General features: G+C 64.0%; 16 protein-coding genes. 10 read left to right on the top strand and 6 right to left on the bottom strand.

From position 1 onward, the window contains the following. Positions 1–482 (top strand): DUF2285 domain-containing protein (locus tag LB553_RS28365; protein WP_224518192.1); only part of this gene is annotated, 482 nt, incomplete at its 5' end. Positions 483–731: 249 nt separating this feature from the next. On the opposite strand, the gene LB553_RS28360 is transcribed toward LB553_RS28365, so the two are convergent. Continuing rightward, complete coding sequence (locus tag LB553_RS28360; RefSeq protein WP_224518191.1) at positions 732–1,037, bottom strand: hypothetical protein; 306 nt, start codon at positions 1,035–1,037, stop codon at positions 732–734. A 348-nt stretch (positions 1,038–1,385) separates the two neighbouring features. Here LB553_RS28360 and LB553_RS28355 point away from each other — a divergent pair, with 348 nt between their 5' ends. The 3 genes from LB553_RS28355 to LB553_RS28345 all read left to right on the top strand — a co-directional run bounded on the left by LB553_RS28355 (position 1,386) and on the right by LB553_RS28345 (position 14,608). After that, on the top strand, positions 1,386–1,808 hold the full coding sequence (locus LB553_RS28355) for a helix-turn-helix domain-containing protein (protein WP_224518190.1): 423 nt from the start codon (positions 1,386–1,388) through the stop codon (positions 1,806–1,808). A 697-nt stretch (positions 1,809–2,505) separates the two neighbouring features. Then, on the top strand, positions 2,506–13,950 hold the full coding sequence (locus tag LB553_RS28350; RefSeq protein ID WP_224518189.1) for an autotransporter-associated beta strand repeat-containing protein: 11,445 nt from the start codon (positions 2,506–2,508) through the stop codon (positions 13,948–13,950). A gap of 112 nt (positions 13,951–14,062) precedes the next feature. Beyond that, positions 14,063–14,608, top strand: coding sequence for an invasion associated locus B family protein (locus tag LB553_RS28345; RefSeq protein ID WP_224518188.1), 546 nt, complete (start codon positions 14,063–14,065; stop codon positions 14,606–14,608). Positions 14,609–14,798: 190 nt separating this feature from the next. On the opposite strand, the gene LB553_RS28340 is transcribed toward LB553_RS28345, so the two are convergent. From LB553_RS28340 to LB553_RS28320, 5 genes are all read right to left on the bottom strand, one after another. Then, a complete protein-coding gene (locus tag LB553_RS28340; protein WP_224518185.1) occupies positions 14,799–15,275 on the bottom strand; it encodes a DoxX family protein in 477 nt (158 codons plus the stop codon). Further along, a complete protein-coding gene (locus LB553_RS28335; protein WP_224518183.1) occupies positions 15,272–16,072 on the bottom strand; it encodes a DNA-binding domain-containing protein in 801 nt (266 codons plus the stop codon). The genes LB553_RS28340 and LB553_RS28335 overlap by 4 nt, the downstream gene beginning before the upstream one ends. Continuing rightward, the gene (locus LB553_RS28330) at positions 16,059–17,093 is read right to left on the bottom strand and encodes a DUF692 domain-containing protein (RefSeq protein ID WP_224518181.1); all 1,035 of its coding nucleotides are present in this window, start codon (positions 17,091–17,093) and stop codon (positions 16,059–16,061) included. Before LB553_RS28330 ends, LB553_RS28335 begins: the two co-directional genes overlap by 14 nt. A gap of 43 nt (positions 17,094–17,136) precedes the next feature. Further along, entirely contained in the window at positions 17,137–17,406 is a 270-nt protein-coding gene (locus LB553_RS28325) for a DUF2282 domain-containing protein (RefSeq protein ID WP_140700495.1), read from the bottom strand. Between the two features lie 233 nt (positions 17,407–17,639). Next, the gene (locus LB553_RS28320; RefSeq protein ID WP_224518179.1) at positions 17,640–18,518 is read right to left on the bottom strand and encodes a patatin-like phospholipase family protein; all 879 of its coding nucleotides are present in this window, start codon (positions 18,516–18,518) and stop codon (positions 17,640–17,642) included. A 193-nt stretch (positions 18,519–18,711) separates the two neighbouring features. On the opposite strand from LB553_RS28320, the gene LB553_RS28315 reads away from it, so the two are divergent. The 6 genes from LB553_RS28315 (at position 18,712) to LB553_RS28290 (ending at position 23,016) form a co-directional block, all read left to right on the top strand. Next, positions 18,712–18,990 carry a hypothetical protein gene (locus LB553_RS28315; RefSeq protein ID WP_224518177.1) on the top strand — a complete coding sequence of 93 codons (279 nt, stop codon included), beginning with the start codon at positions 18,712–18,714 and terminating at the stop codon, positions 18,988–18,990. Between the two features lie 27 nt (positions 18,991–19,017). Next, the gene (locus tag LB553_RS30740; protein WP_318011541.1) at positions 19,018–19,458 is read left to right on the top strand and encodes a hypothetical protein; all 441 of its coding nucleotides are present in this window, start codon (positions 19,018–19,020) and stop codon (positions 19,456–19,458) included. Between the two features lie 170 nt (positions 19,459–19,628). Continuing rightward, positions 19,629–20,606 carry a LysR family transcriptional regulator gene (locus tag LB553_RS28305; RefSeq protein ID WP_224518175.1) on the top strand — a complete coding sequence of 326 codons (978 nt, stop codon included), beginning with the start codon at positions 19,629–19,631 and terminating at the stop codon, positions 20,604–20,606. A 128-nt stretch (positions 20,607–20,734) separates the two neighbouring features. Next, on the top strand, positions 20,735–21,217 hold the full coding sequence (locus tag LB553_RS28300; protein WP_224518173.1) for a cupin domain-containing protein: 483 nt from the start codon (positions 20,735–20,737) through the stop codon (positions 21,215–21,217). An 89-nt stretch (positions 21,218–21,306) separates the two neighbouring features. Then, entirely contained in the window at positions 21,307–22,509 is a 1,203-nt protein-coding gene (locus tag LB553_RS28295; protein WP_224518171.1) for an MFS transporter, read from the top strand. 42 nt (positions 22,510–22,551) lie between these two features. After that, complete coding sequence (locus LB553_RS28290; protein ID WP_224518169.1) at positions 22,552–23,016, top strand: DUF302 domain-containing protein; 465 nt, start codon at positions 22,552–22,554, stop codon at positions 23,014–23,016. Positions 23,017–23,030 lie beyond the last annotated feature (14 nt).

Below are 23,030 nucleotides of genomic sequence, written 5' to 3'. Positions count from 1 at the left end.
TGTCAACTTTTGGTTTTTCGGGTCATCGATTGCAACTTATTGATGTGCATGCGATACGAACTTCGGATTTAGCGTCTGCACCGGAGATCAACCCTGGGGTCGTGAACCTTGTCGAGGTTCCGCCGGATGTGCAAACGCGGGAGGGCAGCGGCATCATACCGCTGGACGACATGGCGCATGATCGGCTGCAAGCCATCGAGCGGTTCATCCGCTCGATCCACAGGCAGTACCTTCCCGACGCACTCTTGACCGCAACCCAGCGGCGGCGCCGTGCTCACATGCTGCGATGCCTCGATGGCCGGCAAGAGCGGGCATCCCATTTTGAAGTCGCGACCGCCTTGTTCGGTCGGCGACTGGTCGGCGCCGCCGACTGGCACGACTCGGCTTTTCGCTATCAGACGCATCGCTTAGTGCGCGACGGCTTGAAGATGGTCGAGCGCGGCTATCGCCAATTGCTGCGCGCGCGACGGCGCCTCTCCTGAAGGGGTTCCGACGCCGCTAGTTCACTTATGGCGTTGTCTGCAGGCCAGGCCTGGATCTTGAAGTGAACAGCAGCTCTGCGCCTCATGTCAGCCATTGAGCAAACTTTGCCTCCGCCCGGAAGCGGACACTTCAGGTGACATGCTGGAGGTCGCCGTGCGCCCGAAGAAGACGATGCGAAGTGGACGCCTATCCGCATGTCAGCGTTCGGGCATCCAGCCAGCCTCGATGCTTGGTTCGGCGCCTACCGCCTACTGGGCGCCAGGCGTCCATTCGGGCAGAGGGGCCAGGCTGCGGTTGAACTGCTTCCACCACATGGTCTCATCAATCTCGCAGCAGGCGCGAAGCATAGCGTGCGCCTTCTCAAAAGCCTGGGTAGCGAGATCATCGAACGTCATTTGCGCATCGTACGGCACCGACACAACCAGTTCCTGTCCCGTCTGTGTGCCGCCTTCGTCGACCTGAAGATAAAGCCAAACGACAAAATGCGCGCCTTGGCCACTTGCATCCGCATTGCCGATCTTGATGCGGTCGATGCCTGCTGCGGTGACTTTCATGCCGGGCCTCTTCATTAGATTTCACAACAAACCCCAAAAGTCCGCTGCGATCGTGAAGGTTCCGTAGCAGTTGTCGGCATGGTGAAGAGCTGGTTAGGCCCATTCCACCTTTCTTATGGACTTCACATGGATTGGTGAAAATCAGGGATTGGTGAAAAATCAGGCCAACTGATTGCACCTGGGACATCCCTTGATTGCATTGGTCTGGCCGGCAACCTAATCATGACTCGGAAGGCGTCGGGTGATTTCGGCAGATCGAGATCCACCTCGGATCACGATTTTTTTGTCGAAAGGAACCAATTGCACCCGCTCTGGTTGCTCAAGCGCGGGTTGGGCATTGGAGGCGACTTGCGGCGCGACGACGACCTTCAGGAAACCCGGTCCGGGTTCCAGGCTGCCTGGCAGCCACGGCAGAACATTCAAGGCGGGCTCTCAGCTCGCTGCGTGCGAAACCTGCGGTCCTTCTTGACGGAGAATTTTTCCCGCAAGGTCTCGGTCGCCGAGATGGCGGCGGTGTGCGGGCTCTCAACCTCTCACTTTGCGCGCGCCTTCTCCAGAACGTTCGGGAAGTCACCCCATCAATATGTTCTCGATCTGCGGCTGGATCATGCCGAGAAACTGCTGAGCGACGGACGGCTGTCGATCGCCGATGTCGCACATCAGTGCGGCTTTGCCAGCCAAAGCCACCTCACCACGATGATGAAGAAGCATCGGGAAATAACGCCGATGCAGGCGCAAGCGGGAGCGTTTACTTTCAGGTCCCGAGCGTAGAGCGGACCTAGGCATCTCGCCGGCTAAGTTACTGCTGACTTACTAAAGCGACATCTAAAGTAACAAGGTGTTAACCGCTGCCAAGTCTTGTCGACTTTTTCGAATATCACAGCAGATTCTTGAAATACGTAAGTCTTCGAATCATGTCTTGTTGAGATCAATTGAAACCATGCTGGGTTTCATACGGCTGATGCATGGGCAGGCGACCATCGCCAAGCGCCTTCGCGGGCCGAAACGTGCCGAGGAGGACGGGGGACATGCCGAGCTTTGCCCGACATTGCGGGTTGCAGCACGCGCCTGTCGCCGCCGATTTCCGAGGAGCTGCAGGCATGCTCGATGCACAGGCACCGTCCTTTCGGCCGGCTGCTTGCGATCTCGACCATTGACGCGATGCAACGGCGTTCCGCAGAACCCTGGATTGCCAATTTTGCCCCAAGCCCATCGGGTTTCCGGCGGATGCCTTCGGGGGCGGGGCAGATTACGCAGCACCGGAATCATTCAAATCTCACAGGCACCGGTTGCTGCCGTCGCATGCGCTTTTCAGCTCAAGCTTTGCCGGACAGCGACTATCGCGTGATCCCGGCGGTTTCATCCGCGGCAGCCGGCTTCGGTCCGAATCTTCAATTGCAATCGCATGTGCGCGCCAGATCGCGACCACTCGTCGCGAGACCCGCCAGGCTGGCGCCAAGGGGGAACAATGAGCCTGCTCCAGGATAGTTCAGCTGAGACCCTGAAGCGCGGAAAGCGCTCGCCGGCAACCGCGCCCCGCGCCGCCGCGTACGGCCCGCGGCTGATGCGCGGCGGGCGGATGACCAAATGGAAAGGCCATGTGGCGAGCTGCGCGCCGCATCTGGCGCAATTGGCAACCGCGACGATGGTGATGGCGCTGGCAACGGGCCAGGCCGGCGCCGCGAGCCGCTATTGGGATCCGAGCCAAACCACGGCCGGCCGCGGCGGCAGCGGTACCTGGGACACGACTTCGTCATTCTGGAGCCCGAACAGCGACGGCCTCAGCGGCCCCTATACAACCTGGAACAACGGCAACCTCGACGACGCCTTCTTCGGCGGGACGGCTGTCGGCGCGGTCAATCTCGCGGCCCCGATCACCGTCCACAGTCTGATCTTCGACGATCTCAATTCTCCCAATACCGCCTATACGTTCTCGGGCAGTACGCTGACGCTGGGAGGAATCTCGCCGACGATCACCGTTAACGGTAGCGCCGGCATCGCACTCGACCCTAGCAACACAGACAGCGCCACATTCAACAATGTGATTGCCGGGACGGCTGGTCTGACGAAGGCCGGCGCTGGCGCGCTGGTGCTGAACGGCGCCAACACCTTCTCGGGTGGCATCGCAGTGAATGCAGGCACGCTGAGCGTTAATGGCGATGTGGCACTCGGCGCGGCCGGCAATGGCATTACGCTTGCCAACAACACCACGCTGCTAAGCAGTGGGGCTTTGGCTGCAACACGCGTGGTCACTCTGAGCAGCGGCACGGCAACGATCGGAGGCGCGGGGGTTGGTTCGGCGCGTTTTACCGGCGCTGGCGGCCTCTCGGTGAACGGCAGTGTGGCGGATGTGACGCTGACCAATGACGCCAACGATTACACCGGGCAGACGACATTTTCCGCCGGGCAGTTTGGCAACGCGTTCAGCGTCAGTTCGATCGCCGACTACGGCGTTGCAAGCGCGGTGGGAAAGGGAACAGCCGGCGTTGCGATAGTCCTTGCATCCGGTGGCAATGGTGGTGCCAATTTCAACTACATCGGCGGAGGGGCCAGCTCCAACCGCGATTTCATTTTGCTGCGGAACTTCTACGGATATCCCGCGATCACCAACGCGGGCACCGGCACATTGACGCTGACCGGCAACATGGCGGCTTCCGACGCTGGCATTTTCAACGCACAAACCGCCGATCTCGTACTTTCGGGAGTGATCAGCGGTGGTGGCGTTGGGATTACTTTCACCAGCAGTGGTGCCGGATCCAGTCCGACGCGTACCATCACCCTGGGCGGCAGCAACACCTATACCGGTGTGATCAACATCAATGGCGTGACCGTGCGCGCCAGCGTCCTTGCCGACACGGGCACTAACAGCTCGCTCGGAGTCGCCACCGCTCTCGGCACCAATCCTGCAATTACCTTCAACAGTGGGACGCTGAGTTACATCGGTTCGGGTGCCAGCAGCAACCGCACAATGCAGGTCAATGGCAGTGGCCGCATCAGCAATGACGGCACGGGAGCCCTGACGCTGAGCGGTGCAACGACGCTTCAGAACGGCACCCTTACCTTGGGTGGCAGCTTTGCCGGCAACAACACGTTCTCCGGTGTAATCTCGGGCGTCGGCAACCTGGTGATGAACGGTGGCGCCTCCGATGTGTGGGTGCTCACCGCGGCCAACACCTTTTCTGGCGCCAACACCACCACACCGCAAAGCGTCACGGTTCAGAGTGGTACGTTGCGGGCTGGCAACGCCCAGGCTTTCGGCTCGGCGCCCAACGCGATCGTCAATGGCGGTACGCTCGATCTCGGCGGGTTCGACCTTGCCTTCTCCTCGCTCGCCGGCACCGGCGGCGCGGTGGCGCTCGGCGCCAACAACGCTACCATCAACGGCTCGACAACCACGAGCTATGCCGGCGCCATCACCGGCACGGGATCGCTGATCAAGCGCGGCACCGGCACGCTGACGCTGTCGGGGACCAACACCTATACCGGCGCTACGACCGTCAATGGCGGCACATTGGCGCTGAACTTCGCCGGGGCGGGCGCGCCGTTGAGCAACATCGTCTCGGCTTCCTCCACGCTCAACATGAGCGGCGGCACCTTCTCGATGACCGGTGCCGCAGGCCAGGCAAATACCCAGACGTTCAACGGCATGACGGCCACCGCCGGCAGCAGCACGATCAGCGTCACCTCGGGCGCGGGCGGCAGCGCCACGCTCAATCTGGGGGCTATGGCGAGCACCGGAGGGCTGGTCAATTTCGTGCTGCCGGCCAACGGCGCCATCACCACCAGCAATGCCGACGGCACGCTCGGCTGGGCGACCGTCGGCACCGGAAGCAGTATCGATTATGCCCAGGTGTCTGGCGGCAACATCCAGGCATTCACAGCCTATGTGAACCAGGACAACGCCGCTCTTTGGGCGAATGGCAATGTCGTGAGCGACGCCGGCGGCGCCACCAACACGCCCTATTTCGGCACCGTCGCGGGCAATGTGCAACTCGGCGGCCTCAAATACACCGCGGCCGCAAACTCCACGGTCACGGTCGGCGCCAGCAACACGCTGGGCGTCAACGGCACAATCCTCGTTGCGCCGTCGGTCGGCAACAGTTCGATGACGATCACCGGCGGCTCGCTCACCGGCCCGGCGGGGGGCGGCACGCTCGGCCTGCTGCAAAATGGCGGCGCCGGCAGCAATTTCACCATTGGCTCGACCATCGTCGACAATGGCGGTGCCGTCGGTTTCACCAAGGCGGGCACCGCGCAAGCTACGCTGAGCGGCGCCAACACCTATACCGGCGCCACCACGCTGGGCGGCGGCACGCTGTCCGTTGCCACGATCGGCAACGGCGGATCGGCGAGCAATATCGGCGCCTCGGGCAGCGCTTCTTCCAACCTAGTGCTGCAGAGCGGCACTCTGAACTATACCGGCGCGACGGCGACGACGGATCGCGGCTTCACGCTGGTCAATGGCGGTCCCTCGCGAACCATTACGGTCGCCAATGCGGCAACGAACCTGACGTTTTCGGGCCTCGTCACCAGCCCCGACGATGCGGGTCTGACGAAGGCAGGCCCCGGCACGCTGACGCTGGCCAATGGCGCCAACGACTATGTCGGGCCCACCTCGATCACGGGCGGCGTTCTCTCCGTCGGCACGCTGGCCAATGGCGGCGCGGTGAGCGGTATCGGTAAATCCAGCAATGCCTCGAGCAACCTTCTGCTTTCCGGCGCCGGCACGCTGCAGTACACGGGCGCGACAACCAGCACCGACCGGGGATTCACGCTTGGCGCGGGCGGCGGCGGTTTCGACGTGGCAAATGCAGGCACCAGCCTGACCGTCAGCGGCACCGGAGTTGGTCCGGGCGGCTCGGGCGCGCTGGTCAAGAACGGCGCCGGGACGCTCATCCTGTCCGGCACGAACACCTACACCGGTGGCAATGTGGTGAATGCCGGCACGCTGGTCGCAGGCTCGGCGCAGGCGCTCGGCTTGAACACCAGCCTGATGACCGTCAATCTGGGCGCGACGCTGGATGTGAGCGGGTTCCCGGTCACCGTCGGGGCGCTTGCCAATGGCGCCGGCGGCGGCGGGAGCGTGCTGCTCGGCTCGCAGACCCTCACGCTCCTCAGCAACACCGGGACGTTCGGCGGCGTCGTCAGCGGCACCGGCGGGCTGCTGGTCGGTAACACCCAGACGATGTCCGGATGCAACAACACCTATACCGGTGGCACCACCATTAGCGGCTCACTCACGACCGATTGTCTGGCCAATGGCGGGCAGGCGAGCGGCATCGGCGCTTCGACGAGCAATCCTGCCAATCTCGTTCTCACAGGCTACGGTGCCCTCACCTATACCGGGCCGAGCGTCACTATCGATCGCGGCTTCACCGACACGAGTGGCGGCGGCGCCCGCAGCACCTTTGCGGTGGCCAATGCCGGCACGACGTTGGAATTGACGGGTCAGGTGACCGGCGGCGGGGCATGGAACAAGAGCGGTCCCGGCACGCTGGTGCTCTCCGGCAACAATACACTCAGCGGCGATATCCTGGTGGCGCAAGGCATCCTTCGGGCAGGTTCGAACACCGCCTTCGGCACGGCCGCCATCAATTTGAACAACACCGCCGGCGCCACGCTGGACGTCAACAACTTGAACCTCTCTGTAAGGTCGTTGGGCGGCGGCGGCACCACGGGGGGCAATGTCACGCTGGGCAGCGGCACGCTAACTGTGGCCGGCGGTGGCGGCATCTATGCCGGCGCGATCAGCGGCACGGGGGGGCTGACGAAGAGCGGCAGCGGCGTGCAGACCCTAACCGGCTGCAGCAGCAGTTACACCGGCGCCACCACTATCACCGGCGGCACGCTTGCCGTGAGTTGCCTCGTCAACGGCGGCGTCAACAGCGCGATCGGCGCTTCGAGCAATACGGCCTCCAATCTCGTGCTCAACGGCGGCACGCTGCAATATGTGGGCGCTGGCGGCAGCACCGACCGGCTGTTCACGCTCGGTCCGTCGGCCACGAGTGCTCTCGATGCTTCCGGCACCGGCGCTATCGCCTTCACCAATACCGGGGCGATTGCATTTTCCAGCCCGAACACCGCCCAGACGGTGACGCTGACCGGCGCCAACACCGGCAACAACAGCCTGGCAGCGCTTCTGGCCGACAACGGCACCGGCAAGACCTCGCTGACCAAGAGCGGCGCCGGCACCTGGATTCTCAACAATCCCGCCAGCACCTATACCGGCGTCACCAGCATCACCGGCGGTGTGCTGGGTGTCAGCAAGCTTTCGAACGGCGGCGTCGCCAGCTCCCTTGGCGCGTCGTCGAATGCCGCCTCCAACCTCGTGCTCGGCAACGGTGCAACCCTGCGCTATACCGGCACTGGCGACTCGACCGACCGCCTGTTCACGCTCGCCGCCGGCTCGACGTCGATCGAATCCTCTGGCACTGGTGCCGTCAATTTCACCAACACCGGCGCCGTGACCTATTCGGGCAGCGGCCCGCGCACGATCGGGCTTGGCGGGACCAACACCGGCCTCAACACCATGGGCGGGCTGATCACCGACGGCCCGGGCGGCGCGACCACGCTCGGCAAGAGCGGCCCCGGCACCTGGGTCCTGACCGGCAACAACACCTTCACCGGCAACACCACCATCAACGACGGCAATCTGATGATCGGCAATGGCGGCACCAGCGGTAACGCCGGGGCCGGCAACGTGATCATCGCCAGTGCGACGTCGACTCTATCGTTCAACCGCAGCGATAGCTTCAACTTCACCGGCACGATCACGCCGAACCCGCCTGGCACCGGCATAGGCACGATCGCGCAGATCGGCACCGGCACCACGGTGCTGACCGCGGCCGGCAACAATGTGGGCGCGACCAGGGTCGACGCCGGCACGCTGCAGGTGAATGGCGGCCTGACCACGGCAACCGTGGCGATGAACGGCACCGGTACGCTTACCGTCAATGGCACAGTCGGCGCCGCGGCCGGCGCCACCTCGACCTTCACCGGCGACGCCGGCGCGAGCACAATCAATATCAACAATGGCGGCACGCTGAGGGCCAATGGCGATCTCGGCGCCGGCAACGACACCGTCAATGTGAGCGGCACGCTCGCCACCGGCGCAGCAGCGCTGAACCTCGGCGCCGGCAATGACACGCTGGTGCTCAACGACACTGCCGTATTCACTGGCGCCGGCGTCGACGCCGGCACAGGCGGCGAGACCGGCCCGGGCGATACGCTGCAGGTGAACACGGCGGCCGGGCGCACGCTGGACGGCGCCAATGTCAGCAATTTCGAGACCCTCGCCAAGCAAGGCGCCGGCACGCTGACGCTGACCGGCAACCACAGCTACAGCGCCGGCACGACGATATCGGCCGGCACGCTGCAGATCGGCACCGGCGCCGTCGCCGGCGCGCTGGCGACGCCCAGCGTGACCAACAACGGCACGCTCGCCTTCAACCTGAACAACACCTACGCCTTCGACGGGGCCATCTCCGGCACCGGTTCGGTCAACAAGCTCGGCACCGGCGTGACCACGCTCACCGGCAACAACAGCTATGGCGGGGCCACCAACGTCAATGCCGGGACGTTGCTGATTAACGGCAACCAGTCGGGCGCTACCGGCCAGACCAATGTCGCGAGCGGGGCAACGCTGGGCGGCACCGGCACGATCGGCGGCAGCGTCACCGTCGCCGACGGCGGCACGCTAAGCCCCGGCGGGGTCGGCAACGCTCCAGGCACGCTGAGCATCAACGGCAATCTCGCGCTGGGGAACTCCAACCTCAACGTCAACTTCGGCCAGGCGAACGTCGTCGGCGGCGCGCTCAACGACCTGATCAATGTCGGCGGCAATCTCACTCTCGACGGCACGCTCAACGTGACGCAGAGCCCGGGCGGCAATTTCGGACCCGGCACCTACCGCATCATCAGCTACAACGGCTCGTTGACCGACAACGGGCTCAATGTCACGGACCCGAACTATTTCGTGCAGACTTCCGTGGCCAACCAGGTCAACCTCGTCAACTCGGCCGGGCTGCAGCTCAGCTACTGGGATGGCGATGCTGGTCCCCATTCCAACAGCATCGTCAATGGCGGCAACGGCACTTGGCGGGCCGCCGGCGACCAGAACTGGACCGATGCCAGCGGCACCTTCGCCGCGCCCTTCGCCAACGCCAGCTTCGCCATCTTCCAGGGTGCTGCCGGGACGGTCACGGTCGACAACACCAACGGCCAGGTGCAGGCGGCGGGCATGCAATTCGCCACCGGCGGCTACCTCGTGCAGGGCGGCGACATCGGCCTGGTCGGGCCGCAATCGACGATCCGCGTCGGCGACGGCACTGCGGCCGGCGCAAGCTATGTGGCGACGATCACCTCCAACCTCATCGGCGCCAGCCAGTTGGTGAAGACCGACCTCGGCACGCTGGTGCTGTCCGGGACCAACAGCTACAGCGGCGGCACGGCGATCAACAGCGGCACGCTGCAGGTCGGCAGCAATGGCAGTCTTGGTGCCGCTTCCGGCGGTCTTTCGCTGAACGGCGGCACGCTGCACACCACCGACACCTTCACTTCTGCCCGCGCCGTAACCCTCAATGCCGCAGGCGGCACCTTCGACACCGACAGCGCGACCAAGCTGACGCTGACCAACACCGTGAGCGGCGCAGGCGCGCTGACCAAGGCCGGTGCCGGCACGCTGGTGCTGGCCAGCGATGCCACGCACAGCGGAGGCACGACGATTACGGCCGGCACGCTGCAGGTCGGCAATGGCGGCACCGCCGGCAGTCTCGCCGGCAATGTCAGCGACAACGGCACGCTGGCTTTCGACCGTTCCGATACTCTGTCATTCGGCGGCGTGATTTCCGGCACGGGTAACCTGAACCAGATCGGCACCGGCACCACCATACTGACGGGCGACAGCACCTACAGCGGCGGCACGACGATTGCCGCCGGCACGCTGCAGCTCGGCAATGACGGCACATCGGGCTCGATCCTCGGCGACGTCGTGGACAACGGCACTCTGGCCTTCGACCGGTCGGATGCCGTCACCTTCGGCGGCACCATCAGCGGCAGCGGCGGCATCAGACAGTTCGGCAGCGGCTCAACGACGCTCACCGCCAACAACAGCTACACCGGCGCGACGGTGGTCGACGGCGGCACGCTCTTCGTCAATGGCGACCAGTCGGCGGCCACCGGCCCGACCTCGGTCGATGCCGGCGGCACGCTCGGCGGCACCGGCACGATCGGCGGCGACGTCAGCGTGGCGGATGGCGGCTCGATCAACCCGGGTGCGGCCGGGGCAGCCGGCACGCTCACCATCAACGGCGCTCTTGGGCTGAGCGGCGGATCGAGCCTCAATTACGATTTCGGCCAGGCCAATGTCGTCGGCGGCGCCCTCAACGACCTGACGGTGGTCGCAGGCAACCTGACGCTCGACGGCACCATCAATGTTGCTGTCGCGCCCGGCGGCACCTTCAGCCCCGGCATCTACCGGGTCATCAGCTATGGCGGCACGCTGACCGACAACGGTCTCGATGTCGGCACGATCCCGTCGCCGGACTTCTTCGTCCAGACCTCGGTCGCCAACCAGGTCAACCTGGTCAACACCGCCGGCCTGCTGCTCAACTTCTGGGACGGCGACGCCGGACCGAAGAACGACGGCGCTGTCAACGGCGGCAACGGCACCTGGCAGAACTCGGCCGGCAATGACGACTGGACCGAAGCGACCGGTGCGATCAACGCGCCCTACCAGGACAACGCCTTCGCCATCTTCGCCGGGGCGGCCGGCACCGTCACCGTCGACAACGGCCTGGGACAGGTCAGCGCCGCGGGCATGCAGTTCGCCACGGACGGCTACCTGATCCAGGGCGATGACATCGCTTTGGTCGGGCCGCAGTCGACCATCCGTGTCGGCGACGGCACCGCGGCCAGCGCAACCTTTGTGGCGACCATCGCCTCCAACCTCACCGGCGGCACCCAACTGGTCAAGGACGACCTCGGCACGCTGGTTCTCTCGGGAACCAACAGCTACAGCGGCGGCACCGCGGTCAACGGCGGTACCGTGCGGATCTCCCAGGATGCCAATCTCGGCGCTGCCGCGGGCGGCCTGAGCTTCGACGGCGGCACGCTCAACACCACCGCGGACGTCACGAGCGCTCGCGCCGTCACGCTCGCCGGCGCCGGCACGTTCCTCACCGATGCAGCCACGACAACCACCCTGAGCGGCGGCATCACCGGCGCCGGCGCGCTGACCAAGGACGGCACCGGCACGCTGGTGCTGACGAGCAATGCCGCCCATACCGGCGGCACCACGATCGCCGCCGGCACGCTGCAGGTCGGCAATGGCGGCGCCCTCGGCAGCCTTGCCGGCAATGTCGTCGACAACGGCACGCTGGCCTTCGACCGTTCGGATGCCATCACCTTCGGCGGCGTCATCTCCGGCACCGGCGGCCTGAACCAGATCGGCACCGGCACCACGATCCTGACCGCCGCCAACAGCTATGGCGGGCAAACCAACGTCAACAGCGGCACTTTGCTCGTCAATGGCAACCAGGCCGGCGCCACCGGCCTGACCGCGGTGGCAGGCGGGGCGACGCTCGGCGGCACCGGCATCATCGGCGGCGATGTCACCATGGCGGATGGCAGCACGCTGAGCCCTGGCGGCAGCGGCAATTCCGCCGGCGCGCTGACCATCAACGGCAATTTGACGCTCAGCGGCGGCACCAGCCTTGCGTATAATTTCGGGCAGGCCAACGCGCCCGGCGGCGCGCTGAACGACGTCGTCAATGTCGGCGGCAATCTGACGCTCGACGGCACGCTCAACATCACGGCGACCGCCGGCGGCAGCTTCGGACCCGGTGTCTATCGCGTGTTCAACTACAATGGTTCGCTGATCGACAACGGGCTCGCCCTGACGTCACCCGACTATTCGGTGCAGACATCGATCGCCAACCAGGTCAACCTCATCAACACGGCCGGGCAGCTGCTGACCTTCTGGGACGGCGATGCCGGCCCCAAGAACAACAGCGTCGTCGACGGCGGCAATGGCACCTGGCAGGTGGCCGGCTCCGGCAACAACTGGACGACGCCAGGCGGCGAGGTCAATGCGCCGTGGAGCAACGGCCAGTTCGCCGTGTTCCAGGGCACGCCCGGGACCGTGACGGTGGACAACGGCAACGGCGCGGTCACCGTCAACGGCATGCAGTTCGCCGCCGACGGTTATCGCATCCAGGGCGATACCATCACGCTGACCGGCGGACCGGCAATCATCAATGTCGGTGACGGCACCAGCGGCAGCGCTGGCTACAAGGCGACCATCGCATCGGATCTGGTTGGAAATGCCGGGCTGACCAAGGTCGATTACGGCACCCTGATCCTTTCCGGCAACAGCTCCTATGTCGGGGCGACGACGGTGCAGGACGGAACCCTGGCGGCGGGCAAGGCCGGAGCCTTCAACGCGACCTCCGCCTTCACCGTCCAGTCGGGCGGCACGCTTGACCTTGCCGGCTTCGACCAGACGGTCGCCTCGCTCAACAACAGCGGCGCGGTGCGGCTCGGTGCTGCGGCACCCGGCACGGTGCTCACGGTCAGCGGCGACTATGTCGGCAATGGCGGAAAAATCCTCATCAATGCCGCGCTGGACGGCGATGCTTCTGCGACCGACAGGCTGGTCGTGCATGGCGGCACGTCGGGCACCGGCATCCTGGCGGTCAGCAATGTCGGCGGCGCGGGCGCGCAGACCAGCGAGGGCATCAAGATCGTCGACATCGACGGCAGCTCGGCCGGCACCTTCACGCTCGCCGGCGACTATGTCTTTGAGGGCGACCAGGCCGTGGTCGGCGGCGCCTACGCCTATCGGCTCTACAAGAACGGGGTGAGCACGCCGGCCGACGGCGACTGGTATCTGCGCTCCACGCTGATCAACCAGACCGGCCCGCTTTATGCGCCCAGCACGCCGCTCTACGAGGCCTATGCCGGCGTGCTGCAGAGCTTCAACGAACTGGGCACGTTGCAGCAGCGCATCGGCAACCGGGCCTGGGGCGAGGGCGCGACGCCGCAGGGCGCGGACGTGCCCGGCCAGGGTCCTGTCGACGGCAACGCCATCTGGGCGCGTATCGATGCCGCCCATGGCAAGTTCGAGCCCAAGACCTCGACCACCGGCACCGACTACGACGTGACAACCTGGAAGCTCAATGCCGGCGTCGACGGGCTGCTGCATGAGAGCGAGGCCGGCATGCTGCTGGGCGGCATCACCGTCCATTACGGCACCGTCTCGTCGGACGTGTCGTCGACCTTCGGCACCGGCTCCATCTCGGCCACCGGCTACGGTGTCGGCGGCACGCTGACCTGGCTCGGCAACAGCGGCTTCTATGTCGACAGCCAGGCCCAGGCGACCTGGTATGACAGCGACATCAACTCGGCCGTGCTGGGCAGGCTTGCCGACGGCAACAAGGGCTTCGGCTATGCGCTGAGCATCGAGAGCGGGCAGAAGATCGCGCTGCGCTCCAACTGGTCGCTGACCCCGCAGGCGCAGCTGTCCTACTCGGCGGTCGACTTCGACACGTTCACCGATCGGTTCGGCGCGATCGTGTCGCCCGGCAGCGGCGACAGCCTGGTCGGCCGCCTCGGCATCTCGGCCGACTATGAGGACCAGTGGGCCGACAGCGCCGGGCAGGTGAGCCGGGCGCATGTCTACGGCATCGCCAACCTCTACTACGACTTCCTCGACGGAACCGATGTCGATGTCTCGGGCGTGAAGCTTTCCAGCCAAAACCAGAAGTTCTGGGGCGGTGTCGGCCTCGGCGGCTCGCTCGACTTCGGCGACGGCAAATACTCGGTCTATGGCGAGGCGCTGGCCAAGACCAGCCTGGCGAGCTTCGGCGACAGCAATGTCATCAGCGGCAAGCTCGGCTTCAGCGTGCGCTGGTAGCGGCGTCGGCGAGGCACCGGGCAAAGCCTGGTTGAGCAATAGAATGCGCGAATGTGCGCATTCTCTGTAGTTCGCCTTCTGGGTGGTCCGACTTTTGAGAGATGGAAACGAGATGAAACGAAACAGACAAATTGGATATGCCACGCTGATCGCCGCAAGCCTGCTCTCGCTTGCCACCGCATTCGCGCAAGAAACCGCGGCCCTGCCGGGAGGCGCGACCTCGCTCAGGGAAGGGCATGGCGACTGGACCGTGTCCTGCAATCTTGCCAGCCAGAACGGCGCCGGCGTGAAGGTCTGCGCGCTGTCGCAGGAGCAGACCGACAGCCAGTCGCGCCAGCGTGTGCTGGCGATGGAGTTGCGCCCGGCCGGCGAGGCCGTCCAGGGAACGCTGGTGCTGCCGTTCGGCCTGGCGCTGGACCAGGGCGTGACGCTGCAGGTCGACGACGGCCCGACCCTGCCGCCGCTGCGCTTCCGCACCTGCTTGCCCGGCGGCTGCATCGTGGATCTGAGCTTTGACGCCGAGACCTTGGCGACCCTTCGCGAAGGCAAAAGCCTCAAGGTCAAGGTGGTTGCGGACGGCGGCAAGGAGACCAACCTGCCGCTCTCGCTGAACGGCTTTCCCAGCGCTGTCGACAGGACGGTGGCGCTGTTGAAGTAGGCGTCCTGTATCGCTGCTCCAGCGCTTCGGCAATGTGTTCGCAAAGCAGCTCCCCGGTGACGATGGTCACGCGGAGACGGATGCGTGCGCTTGCTCAGCCGCGCGGGTCAGGGCGCCGTTGAAGCTGTTGGGCTCAGGGTGAGCATGAACGATGAAGATGCGCATCGTGCTTTGCCATAGGTCGGGATGTTCACCTGGCGGATGCCGAGAGGTTTCGCTCAGCGATATAGTCGAGCGAGAACATGCCGGCGCCGCGCGTCAGCACGAGGAGCAGCAACGAGGCCCACAACAGGTGTTCGGCCCAGTTCTCTGGATAGACGAAGATCTGGATGACGGAGACGACGCCGAGCAGCATCAGGGCCGCAAGGCGCGAGAACAGTCCAAAAAAGATCAACACGGAGCCTGTGATTTCGGCCGTTGTCGCCAATGGCGCCGCTATCGAGGGATCGATGAACGGCAGGTTGTATTCGTTTGCGAACAACTGCAGCGTCACTGGCCACGAGGCGAGCTTGCTCTGGGCCGATTGCCAGAAGACATGCGCCACCGCCACGCGCGCGGCGAGTTGGACCAGCGAAAATGGAACGTGTTCGGGCAGCTTGATGACGCGCCTGTAGAGGCCGACAAGGCCGGCCACGCCGGATGGGGAATGATCTGATACTGCGATCATGACTGTCTCCATGAGTTTGAGTGGGAGTTCGCTGCGGCTCGCATAGCGGTGACGAGCCCGTCGCCGAAAAGGCGCACGAGCGCGGATACGAGATCGAAGCCTGGATCGAGCGCGAGAGCGCGGTCGGCGGCGTGTTCAAGGCCGAGGCCATGCTTCAGGGAGTGCAGGAAAGCAAAGTTCGCACGATCGAGCTGAACGAGCCGGATGCTGTCTCCCGCTCGCCACAGCGCCACGCGTTCGGGGCGCCTTGTCCAGGCGCTGTTCCGGTCGACGGGTCCTTCCTGCTGATGCGCAGTCCATACCGAAAGGATCGACCAGTGGGAAATGATCAGCCGCAGCGAAGGCTGCAACACGATATCTGGCGACGGACCGAGCTCTGTACTGTCGTATTCGGCGAGGCTGCGGGGCTGCGACGAAGGTGCATCGAGCGCTTCGGCTATGGCCCATTCGAGCCGCGCCGTTTCGGCAACGATCGGCATGTCGGACAGCGTGTCGGCCGACTTGAGGAAGCGCGGGAAGCCGGCGCCATAGCCTGCCAGCCGCGATTCCGTCGGCGGATGGCGACGAATGAACTCGCTCGCAGCGTAGCGGAAGAAACGTTCGTCGACCAGGCGAACCGTGACCGGAAAGACCGCCATCAGCACCGCTGTCAGCGAGCTGCGTGTGTTGTTCTGGTAGATGCTGAGGCGGGCCAGCGGATCGGCATTGCCCGCGGTCAGCAATCTCGCGCCGATCATTGGGTCCACGGCCAGCACCGCGCGCGCCATGGTGGTCTGCAGGTGTTCAAGCGGCAGCATGGTATTCCTCCTCGAGCGGAGGCAGCGCCAGGGAGATGGATGGTCTCGCGGCCCTGGCAGCCGCGAACGCTGCAAGGACGGGCATGCTGGTCGTCGTTTCGCCTTCGATCGGGATTCGGATCGGCGTCGCTCGGGCCTCTGTTGTTTGCTCGCGCCGCGCGGCTTGCCTGCGGTTGAACATGATCGATGCGGTCAGCATGTCGGCCCACATCGCTTCGCCAAGCAGCACATCGAGAACGGGAACGTCGGTGTCCCACTCGATCAATGTCGGGCGCGGCCCGAGCCGTTCGATGGCATGTCGATAGAGCGTCCACACGATCGGCGGCACGCGCGAGCCGTGATCGTCGATCAGCACGGTGTCGGTCCCGACCCGGTTGGTCGCATGGCCGGCAAGGTGGATTTCGCCTATAGCCTCCGCAGGCAACGCGTCGATGAAAGCCTTGGCGTCATATTGCAGGTTGTGCGCGGAGACCTGGACATTGTTGACGTCGAGCAGCAGACCGCAGCCGGTCCGCGCCACGAGCGCCGCCAGGAACTCGGCCTCGTTCATCAACGAGTCCGCGAAAGCCAGATAGGCCGACAGGTTCTCGATCAGCACACGTCGCTTCAGCGTGTCCTGAACCGTCTCGACGTTGCGGGCAACGATCGCCAGCGCCTCTTCGTCATAGCGCAGCGGCAGGAGATCGTTGAGGTAGGCCCCGTCGGCGACGCTCCAGGCAAGGTGCTCGGAAACCAGATCGGGCTCAAAGCGCTCGCAGACCTTGCGCAGCCTTTCGAGATGATCGCGATCCAGGCCTTGCGCGCTGCCCAGCGACAGACCGACGCCATGCACTGACAGCGGGTACATCTGGCGCAGCTTTTCCAACGCTTGGACGCCGGCGCCGTCACCCATATAGTTCTCGGCGTGGACCTCGAGCCAGCCCGCGGAGGGACGCCGTGTCAGCATCTCCGCGATGTGAGGCGAGCGAAGACCGATACCCGCCGATGCGGGGATTGCGAGTGGTGAAAACATGCCGGACATCGGTCTCCTCCTTCTGGTCTGATTGCTCGAGGTGGAAAGTCGGCTAGGCCTTGGGCTTGTCGCTGCCCCCGGAAATCTTCGCGCAGCTGCCGGCCGGCACGTAGAGCCAGGAGTCAGGCTGGTTGTCGGCGGTCGAAGTGCCGGCGCATGAATGCGTCGCGGTCTGGCAGTCATTCTGGCCGGCCTTGACGACGCCGTAGCACTTCTCGAAGGCGAAGCCGGGCTTGGCGGCGGGGCCGCTATATGCCGCCGTGGCGGCGAGCGAGGTGGCGGCCGCGAGGGCCGAGCCGATAAGGGTCTTGGTGTTGATCACAGGCTTGTCTCCTGGTTGGCGTTTCGACGGAAAGACCGGCCCTGAGGCCCGTCTGCAGATCAGTTTCCACGATCGCCCTGCCGAGCTGAAATGCTGTCTCGGCATGGAATTGATAAGCGGGCCACTATGTGCTGGAGGGCGGCGCGAAAAGGCCCTCCGGCCGGGAACCGGAGGGCCTGGCGCCTGCATTCGGGAGTATGCGAAGCAGGCGCGGCTAGGCGGGAGGGATGCGCCTAGATGTATTGGGTCCTGCAGTCGTTAACCGGGCGCTCGTCGGTGCTGGAAAGATCAGCGGCAAGCCAGTCTTCGGCACATTGCCGTCCCCTGTCGCGAATGTCAGTCAGCTCGCCCCAGTCGATCCAGGGCCTCACAAGCAGCGGAGTGCCAGCTCGATAGTGGCTGTCGAAGATGCTGTGAACCGGGGCGCATCCGGGTACGCATTGGGTGGCGCCGAGGCTGCGATCCGGACACCGCGCCATGAATATCGACCGCTTGCCGGTGACCATCACACGATGGCAGACTCCCATCGATGCCGCAGGCGGCAATTGCGAGATGTCGCCGTCGCCCCAATAGAGATCGCCGTCGATCTCAATGGCCGCGGAAAGGAACGGAACAGTGGCTGCCGCCACGATCGCCTCGACCGACAACTGTTCGCCCGAGAATATCTTCACCGCATCTGTGCGAGCGTTGACGGCCGCCACGCGCAGCTTCCCCGGGCAATCGTCGTCACGGATAGTCTTGAGCTCGATTGACTGTTCCAGCATCGATCGAAGCAGGCTCGTTCTGTCGATGGCCAACATCGAGGCATGGCTGACACGCCGCCAGAAGTTGGCGAGCGCCGTCCGCGCGCCGCGCCTTCCGCCGACGGTCAGCCCATAAGCAAAGACCGCCGCCTGCATCGCTGCAAAGCCCGACGCGGTAATGCCGCTCACGCTGCAGTTCGGCTCGTCCAGCAGCCGATCGAGCACACCCCAGACGAAAGCGGCATGCGCGTCATTTGCCAGGACGATGTCGATCGTCCGGCCCTCGACATTAGGATCCGTCACTGACGTGATAAGATCCGTCGCTGACGTGATCGATTGGACTGTGCTCACTGCGGACTGGGCAAGCATGGCCTGGTCTCCATCCCAAGGTCGCCAGCAAGGGCGATTGGAGAGAGACTGCCGCATCTTCTTGTTCAGCCGAAATGCCAAGGTGGCATGAAGTCCATAGGCAGCTTGCATTGGCTGCCGGGCCTCACGTGCCGCAATCTTCATCCCGGTCAGGCTGGCAGCATTGCCGGAGCCGCGCCTGCAAGGGAGATGAATGATGATGAGACAACCTGCGTGTGGGGCTGTGCTTGCTGGTTGTCTTGGCGCGGGCCGGGCGTCGGCTGATCCGTTCAGCGACCTCGCTGCATTGCCGACCTTCTATGCAGACGCCACGATGAAGACGATGAAACCGATGGCCGGGTTCAAGAAAGCCTGGCTTGCTCTGTCAAAGCATGACCGGGTCAAGATGACAAAGGCGTGCAACGACCCGGCGATGCGCAAGCCCCACGCACAATTCTGCGCCAACGTGCTTGCTTTGCGCGGAGCCAACTAACGAGTGCGCCCGGAAAGCATCTGCGGGATGCAGAAGCGGCATAGTCTTCATACGCAGATGGCATTGGCGAGTTGTCAGGCGATTGCGGCAAGGTTCACCACCAGCAAGGAGGAACCCAGTAATTCTGAATTGCTGTCAATGCAATCAAACGGTAGTCGACAGGACGACTACCTAACCAGAGAAGGACTTGAAATGAATCTCAAAGCTATCTGCCTCGGCGCCTTTGCCCTTTCCGTTCTTGGTAGCGTGGCCTTCGCCGACGCGCTCGACGAGCCCTCCACCATGCAGCCCTTCTTCACCGATTCCGGCATGAAGACGATGAAGTCGAGCGCCGATTTCGAGACGGCGTGGAAGGCGCCCCCCAAGTCGATGCAGGGCGCAATGATGAAGGAATGCAACGACGCCGCCATGAGCAAGCCGCACGCGCAGTTCTGCGCCCAGCTCTTTGCCCTGGGCCATCACAGCTGATACCCCTCGGCATCAGCCACAATCGGACAGTTGGATGGCGGGCCTTGGCCCGCCATCGTCGCATGACGAAACGCTATCGACTTCATAGCCGCCGCGCATTGGCGTGATCCGGTTCATTGCGGCAATCTTCGAGCCGGCAAATGCATTTGTGCAGCCGAGGGACGATACGCATGGACATCCATCACATCCGCTATTTCCTGGCCGTCTGCGAGACCCGGAATTTCACGCGCGCGGGCGAGAAGTGCAACGTTACACAGCCGGCGCTCTCGCGCGCCATCCAGCAGCTCGAGGATGAGGTCGGCGGTCTGCTGTTTCGCCGCGAGCGGAACCTGACACACCTCACCGATTTAGGCGCTTTGCTCCGCCCCAGATTTCAGCAAATTCTCGATGAGGTGACCGGCGTGCGCCAGGAGGCGTCGAGATTTCTTTGCCTAGAGAATGCAAATCTCAAGGTTGGTGTGATGTGCACGATCGGTCCGCGTCGATTTACCGGCCTGCTGACGGATTTCAACCGGCGCCAGCAGGGCATTCAGCTGCAGCTTGTCGAGGGAGTGCCGGCGTCCCTGTCGCAACTTCTGGAAGCGGGTGAGATCGATGTCGCCATCATGGCGTCGAGCGACAGTTTTCCGGAAAGGTTCGATGTTACGCCTCTCTATCGCGAGCGGTTCGTGCTTGCGTTTCCCAATGGGCACCGGCTGGCCCGAAACGACAATGTCGCCATCTCGGAGCTCGACGGCGAGAACTATCTCAGGCGCCTGAACTGCGAATATCGCGACTATCTTGCGGGCCTTTGCAATGAACGTGGCGTGAAGCTCAGGATATCCTACGCCAGCGAACGCGAAGACTGGATTCAAAACATGGTCTCCGGTGGGCTGGGCATCTGCTTCATCCCGGAATTCAGCGCCGTGATCCCGGGATTGCAGATCAGGCCCGTCATAGATCCGGAGGTTTGGCGGGAGGTATCGCTTGTCGTTGTGGCTGGTCGCCGGTTCTCGCCGGCCACATCAACCTTCGTCAACAGCGTCAAGGCGCATAGCTGGCCGGAAAGCGGCATCGATCTGTCGGTAAGAAAACGGCTGCATAGCAAGTCGAAGAAAAGAACCGACGCCATGATCTATGTCGTGGCACGAGCTCCCGCGGCGGTATGATGATCCACGATAGTTTTCAGGTATCGATTTAAGAGCCAGTCAGCATTTCTCTTTCGAGGACGCTCCGGTCACTCTCCTCGTCATGCCCCGCTTCCCGCGATTGGGCACCGACAAAGGAGAAATACCAGATGGCTACCAAGAAACTCCACCTTGCGTTCGCGCTGGGGATGCTGTCCGCGACCGCTGCATTTTCCGCGGCCCCGGCTTTCGCAGGCGACTGCCCCGCCGGCCAGGCCGCCACCACCGATATCCAGGAACATCCCAGCAAGCCGGTCGGCGTGACCGACACGGTGCTTTCCGCAATCGATCTAAGCAGCAAGGGCGACGCCTGGAAAGGCAACATGCTGCGCCTTCGCAAGCTCGTCGTTCAGCCCGGCGGCGTCGTGCCGTGGCATGAGCACAATGTCCGCCCTGCCAACATTATCGTCGTCGAAGGCTCGATCACTGAATACGCCAGCACCTGCAAGGTCGGCATCGAGCATCCGGCCGGCGACGTGACCGCCGAGTTCGGCCAGCTTGCCCACTGGTGGAAGAACAACGGCAAGGTCCCGGCCGTCCTCTATTCCGCCGACGTGCTGCCTCCCGCGATGCACGACGATCACATGATGTAAGCCGCTCGTCGCGGTGAAGATATCCCGGCATCGGAAACCAAAAAACGCGTCCTCGGGCGATGCCTGAGGACGTGGCAACGGAGCCCGTCATGACGACCAGTGAACATTCCCAACCGATGCGGCTTCGCATGGTGGCCGCGGATAGCTGGCGCTTCGGCCTGATCGCGCTGATTGCGTTCCTGACGCTCGTCGACCTGTTCGCCACCCAAGCCATTCTGCCTTCGCTGGTGGTGAAATTCGGCGTTAGCCGCGCCACCATGGGCTTCGCCGTCAATGCCAGCACCTTCGGTATGGCGGTGGCTGGTATCGCCGTCGCGCTTTTCGGGCGCGGTATTGATCGCCGCAACGGCATCTGGATCAGCCTGGCCATCCTGGCGATCCCGACGACGCTGCTGTCGCAGACAGACAATATTGTGGTCTTCGCACTGCTGCGCGTGGTGCAAGGCCTTTGCATGTCGACTGCGTTCACGCTCACCATGGCCTACCTGGCGGAGCATTTTTCGGCGCGGCAGACGACGAGCGCGCTTGCGGCCTATGTGACGGGGAATGTTGCCAGTAACTTTTTCGGCCGGTTGATGTCGGCGGCGGTGGCCGATGCGTTCGGCGTCTCCACCAACTTCCTGACCTTCGCTGCGCTTAATCTGCTCGGCGCCGCCCTTGTCTGGTTCACGCTGCAAAAGACCTCGGCAATGATGCGCGCCGACCTGGACGGCCAGCCTTCCCGCGCCGCCTGGAAAGCCCCGTTGCGGAACCTCGAGCTGCGCGCCTGTTTTGAGATCGGTTTTTTGATCCTGTTCGTCTTTATCGGCACGTTCACCTATGTGAATTTTCAGCTCGTCGCGGTGCCCCTGGCGTTGACGCCGATGGCCTTGGGCGTCGTCTATTTCGTCTTCCTGCCATCGATGCTGACGACCCCGCTTGCTGGCCGAATCGCAGCGAGCCTTGGCCCCAGGGGAGGGATCGGCGCGACACTTGCGCTGGCGATCGTCGGCTTGCTTCTGCTCCTCGCACCCAGCCTTCCCATCGTCCTCGCCGGGATGGCGTTTGTTGCCGTCGGCACTTTCCTGGCGCAGGCGATAGCCACGGGACATGTCAGCCGCACCGCGTCGCGCGATCGCGCTGCTGCGAGCGGGATCTATCTCGCCTCCTACTACGCGGGCGGGCTCGCCGGCAGCTTCCTTATCGGACAGATCTACGACCGTGTCGGCTGGACCGCATGCGTGATCGTGCTGGCCGCGGTTCTCGCCAGCGCGATCGCGATCGCGCGCGTGCTGCAAACGTCGAAGGACTGAGACCTGAAATCGAAACTAAGCTATCCAACCAAGGAGACCGACATGACCAACTTTCTCAAAGCTCTGTTTGCAGGCGCCGCCATGCTGATGGCGATTGCCGTCCCGGCCGCCGCTTCGGATGGCGTCGTCACCGTAAAGAGCGACTATTCCGTTGCCGAAACCGTCGCTCGCATCAAGAAGGACGTGCTCAAGAAAGGCATCAAGTTCTTCGGCGTCATCGACCAGGCACAGCTTGGCAAGAATGCCGGCAACGACGTCAGGCCGTCGCGACTCGTCATGTTCGGCAATCCGGCGCTCGGCACGACCTTCATCACGTCCAATCCCGAGGCCGGGCTCGACTGGCCTGTGCGCGTGCTGGTCTATCAGACCGCCGACGGTTCGGTTTACGCCGCCTACAGTGATTTCGACTGGATCGCTAGGCGGCATGGAATCACGGATCGTCCCGCGCAGTTCAAGATGGCGACCGAAGTCATCCAGTCTGTGACCTCAACCGTCAAGAAGAACTGACGGACGGGGAGGTA

The organism is Mesorhizobium sp. CA8, from assembly GCF_020164955.1.
GTDB lineage: Bacteria > Pseudomonadota > Alphaproteobacteria > Rhizobiales > Rhizobiaceae > Mesorhizobium.
Note: the sequence above shows the minus strand (reverse complement) of the source record. Positions and strands in the feature narration are given on the sequence as shown.

Excerpts from the sequence above, each read along its gene's own strand:
- LB553_RS28360 (WP_224518191.1), bottom strand. The coding sequence starts at position 1,037 with ATGAAAGTCACCGCAGCAGGCATCGACCGCATCAAGATCGGCAATGCG.
- LB553_RS28350 (WP_224518189.1), top strand. The coding sequence starts at position 2,506 with ATGAGCCTGCTCCAGGATAGTTCAGCTGAGACCCTGAAGCGCGGAAAG.
- LB553_RS28345 (WP_224518188.1), top strand. The coding sequence starts at position 14,063 with ATGAAACGAAACAGACAAATTGGATATGCCACGCTGATCGCCGCAAGC.
- LB553_RS28340 (WP_224518185.1), bottom strand. The coding sequence starts at position 15,275 with ATGATCGCAGTATCAGATCATTCCCCATCCGGCGTGGCCGGCCTTGTC.
- LB553_RS28335 (WP_224518183.1), bottom strand. The coding sequence starts at position 16,072 with ATGCTGCCGCTTGAACACCTGCAGACCACCATGGCGCGCGCGGTGCTG.
- LB553_RS28330 (WP_224518181.1), bottom strand. The coding sequence starts at position 17,093 with ATGTCCGGCATGTTTTCACCACTCGCAATCCCCGCATCGGCGGGTATC.
- LB553_RS28320 (WP_224518179.1), bottom strand. The coding sequence starts at position 18,518 with ATGCTTGCCCAGTCCGCAGTGAGCACAGTCCAATCGATCACGTCAGCG.
- LB553_RS28315 (WP_224518177.1), top strand. The coding sequence starts at position 18,712 with ATGATGATGAGACAACCTGCGTGTGGGGCTGTGCTTGCTGGTTGTCTT.
- LB553_RS30740 (WP_318011541.1), top strand. The coding sequence starts at position 19,018 with ATGCAGAAGCGGCATAGTCTTCATACGCAGATGGCATTGGCGAGTTGT.
- LB553_RS28305 (WP_224518175.1), top strand. The coding sequence starts at position 19,629 with ATGGACATCCATCACATCCGCTATTTCCTGGCCGTCTGCGAGACCCGG.
- LB553_RS28300 (WP_224518173.1), top strand. The coding sequence starts at position 20,735 with ATGGCTACCAAGAAACTCCACCTTGCGTTCGCGCTGGGGATGCTGTCC.
- LB553_RS28295 (WP_224518171.1), top strand. The coding sequence starts at position 21,307 with ATGACGACCAGTGAACATTCCCAACCGATGCGGCTTCGCATGGTGGCC.
- LB553_RS28290 (WP_224518169.1), top strand. The coding sequence starts at position 22,552 with ATGACCAACTTTCTCAAAGCTCTGTTTGCAGGCGCCGCCATGCTGATG.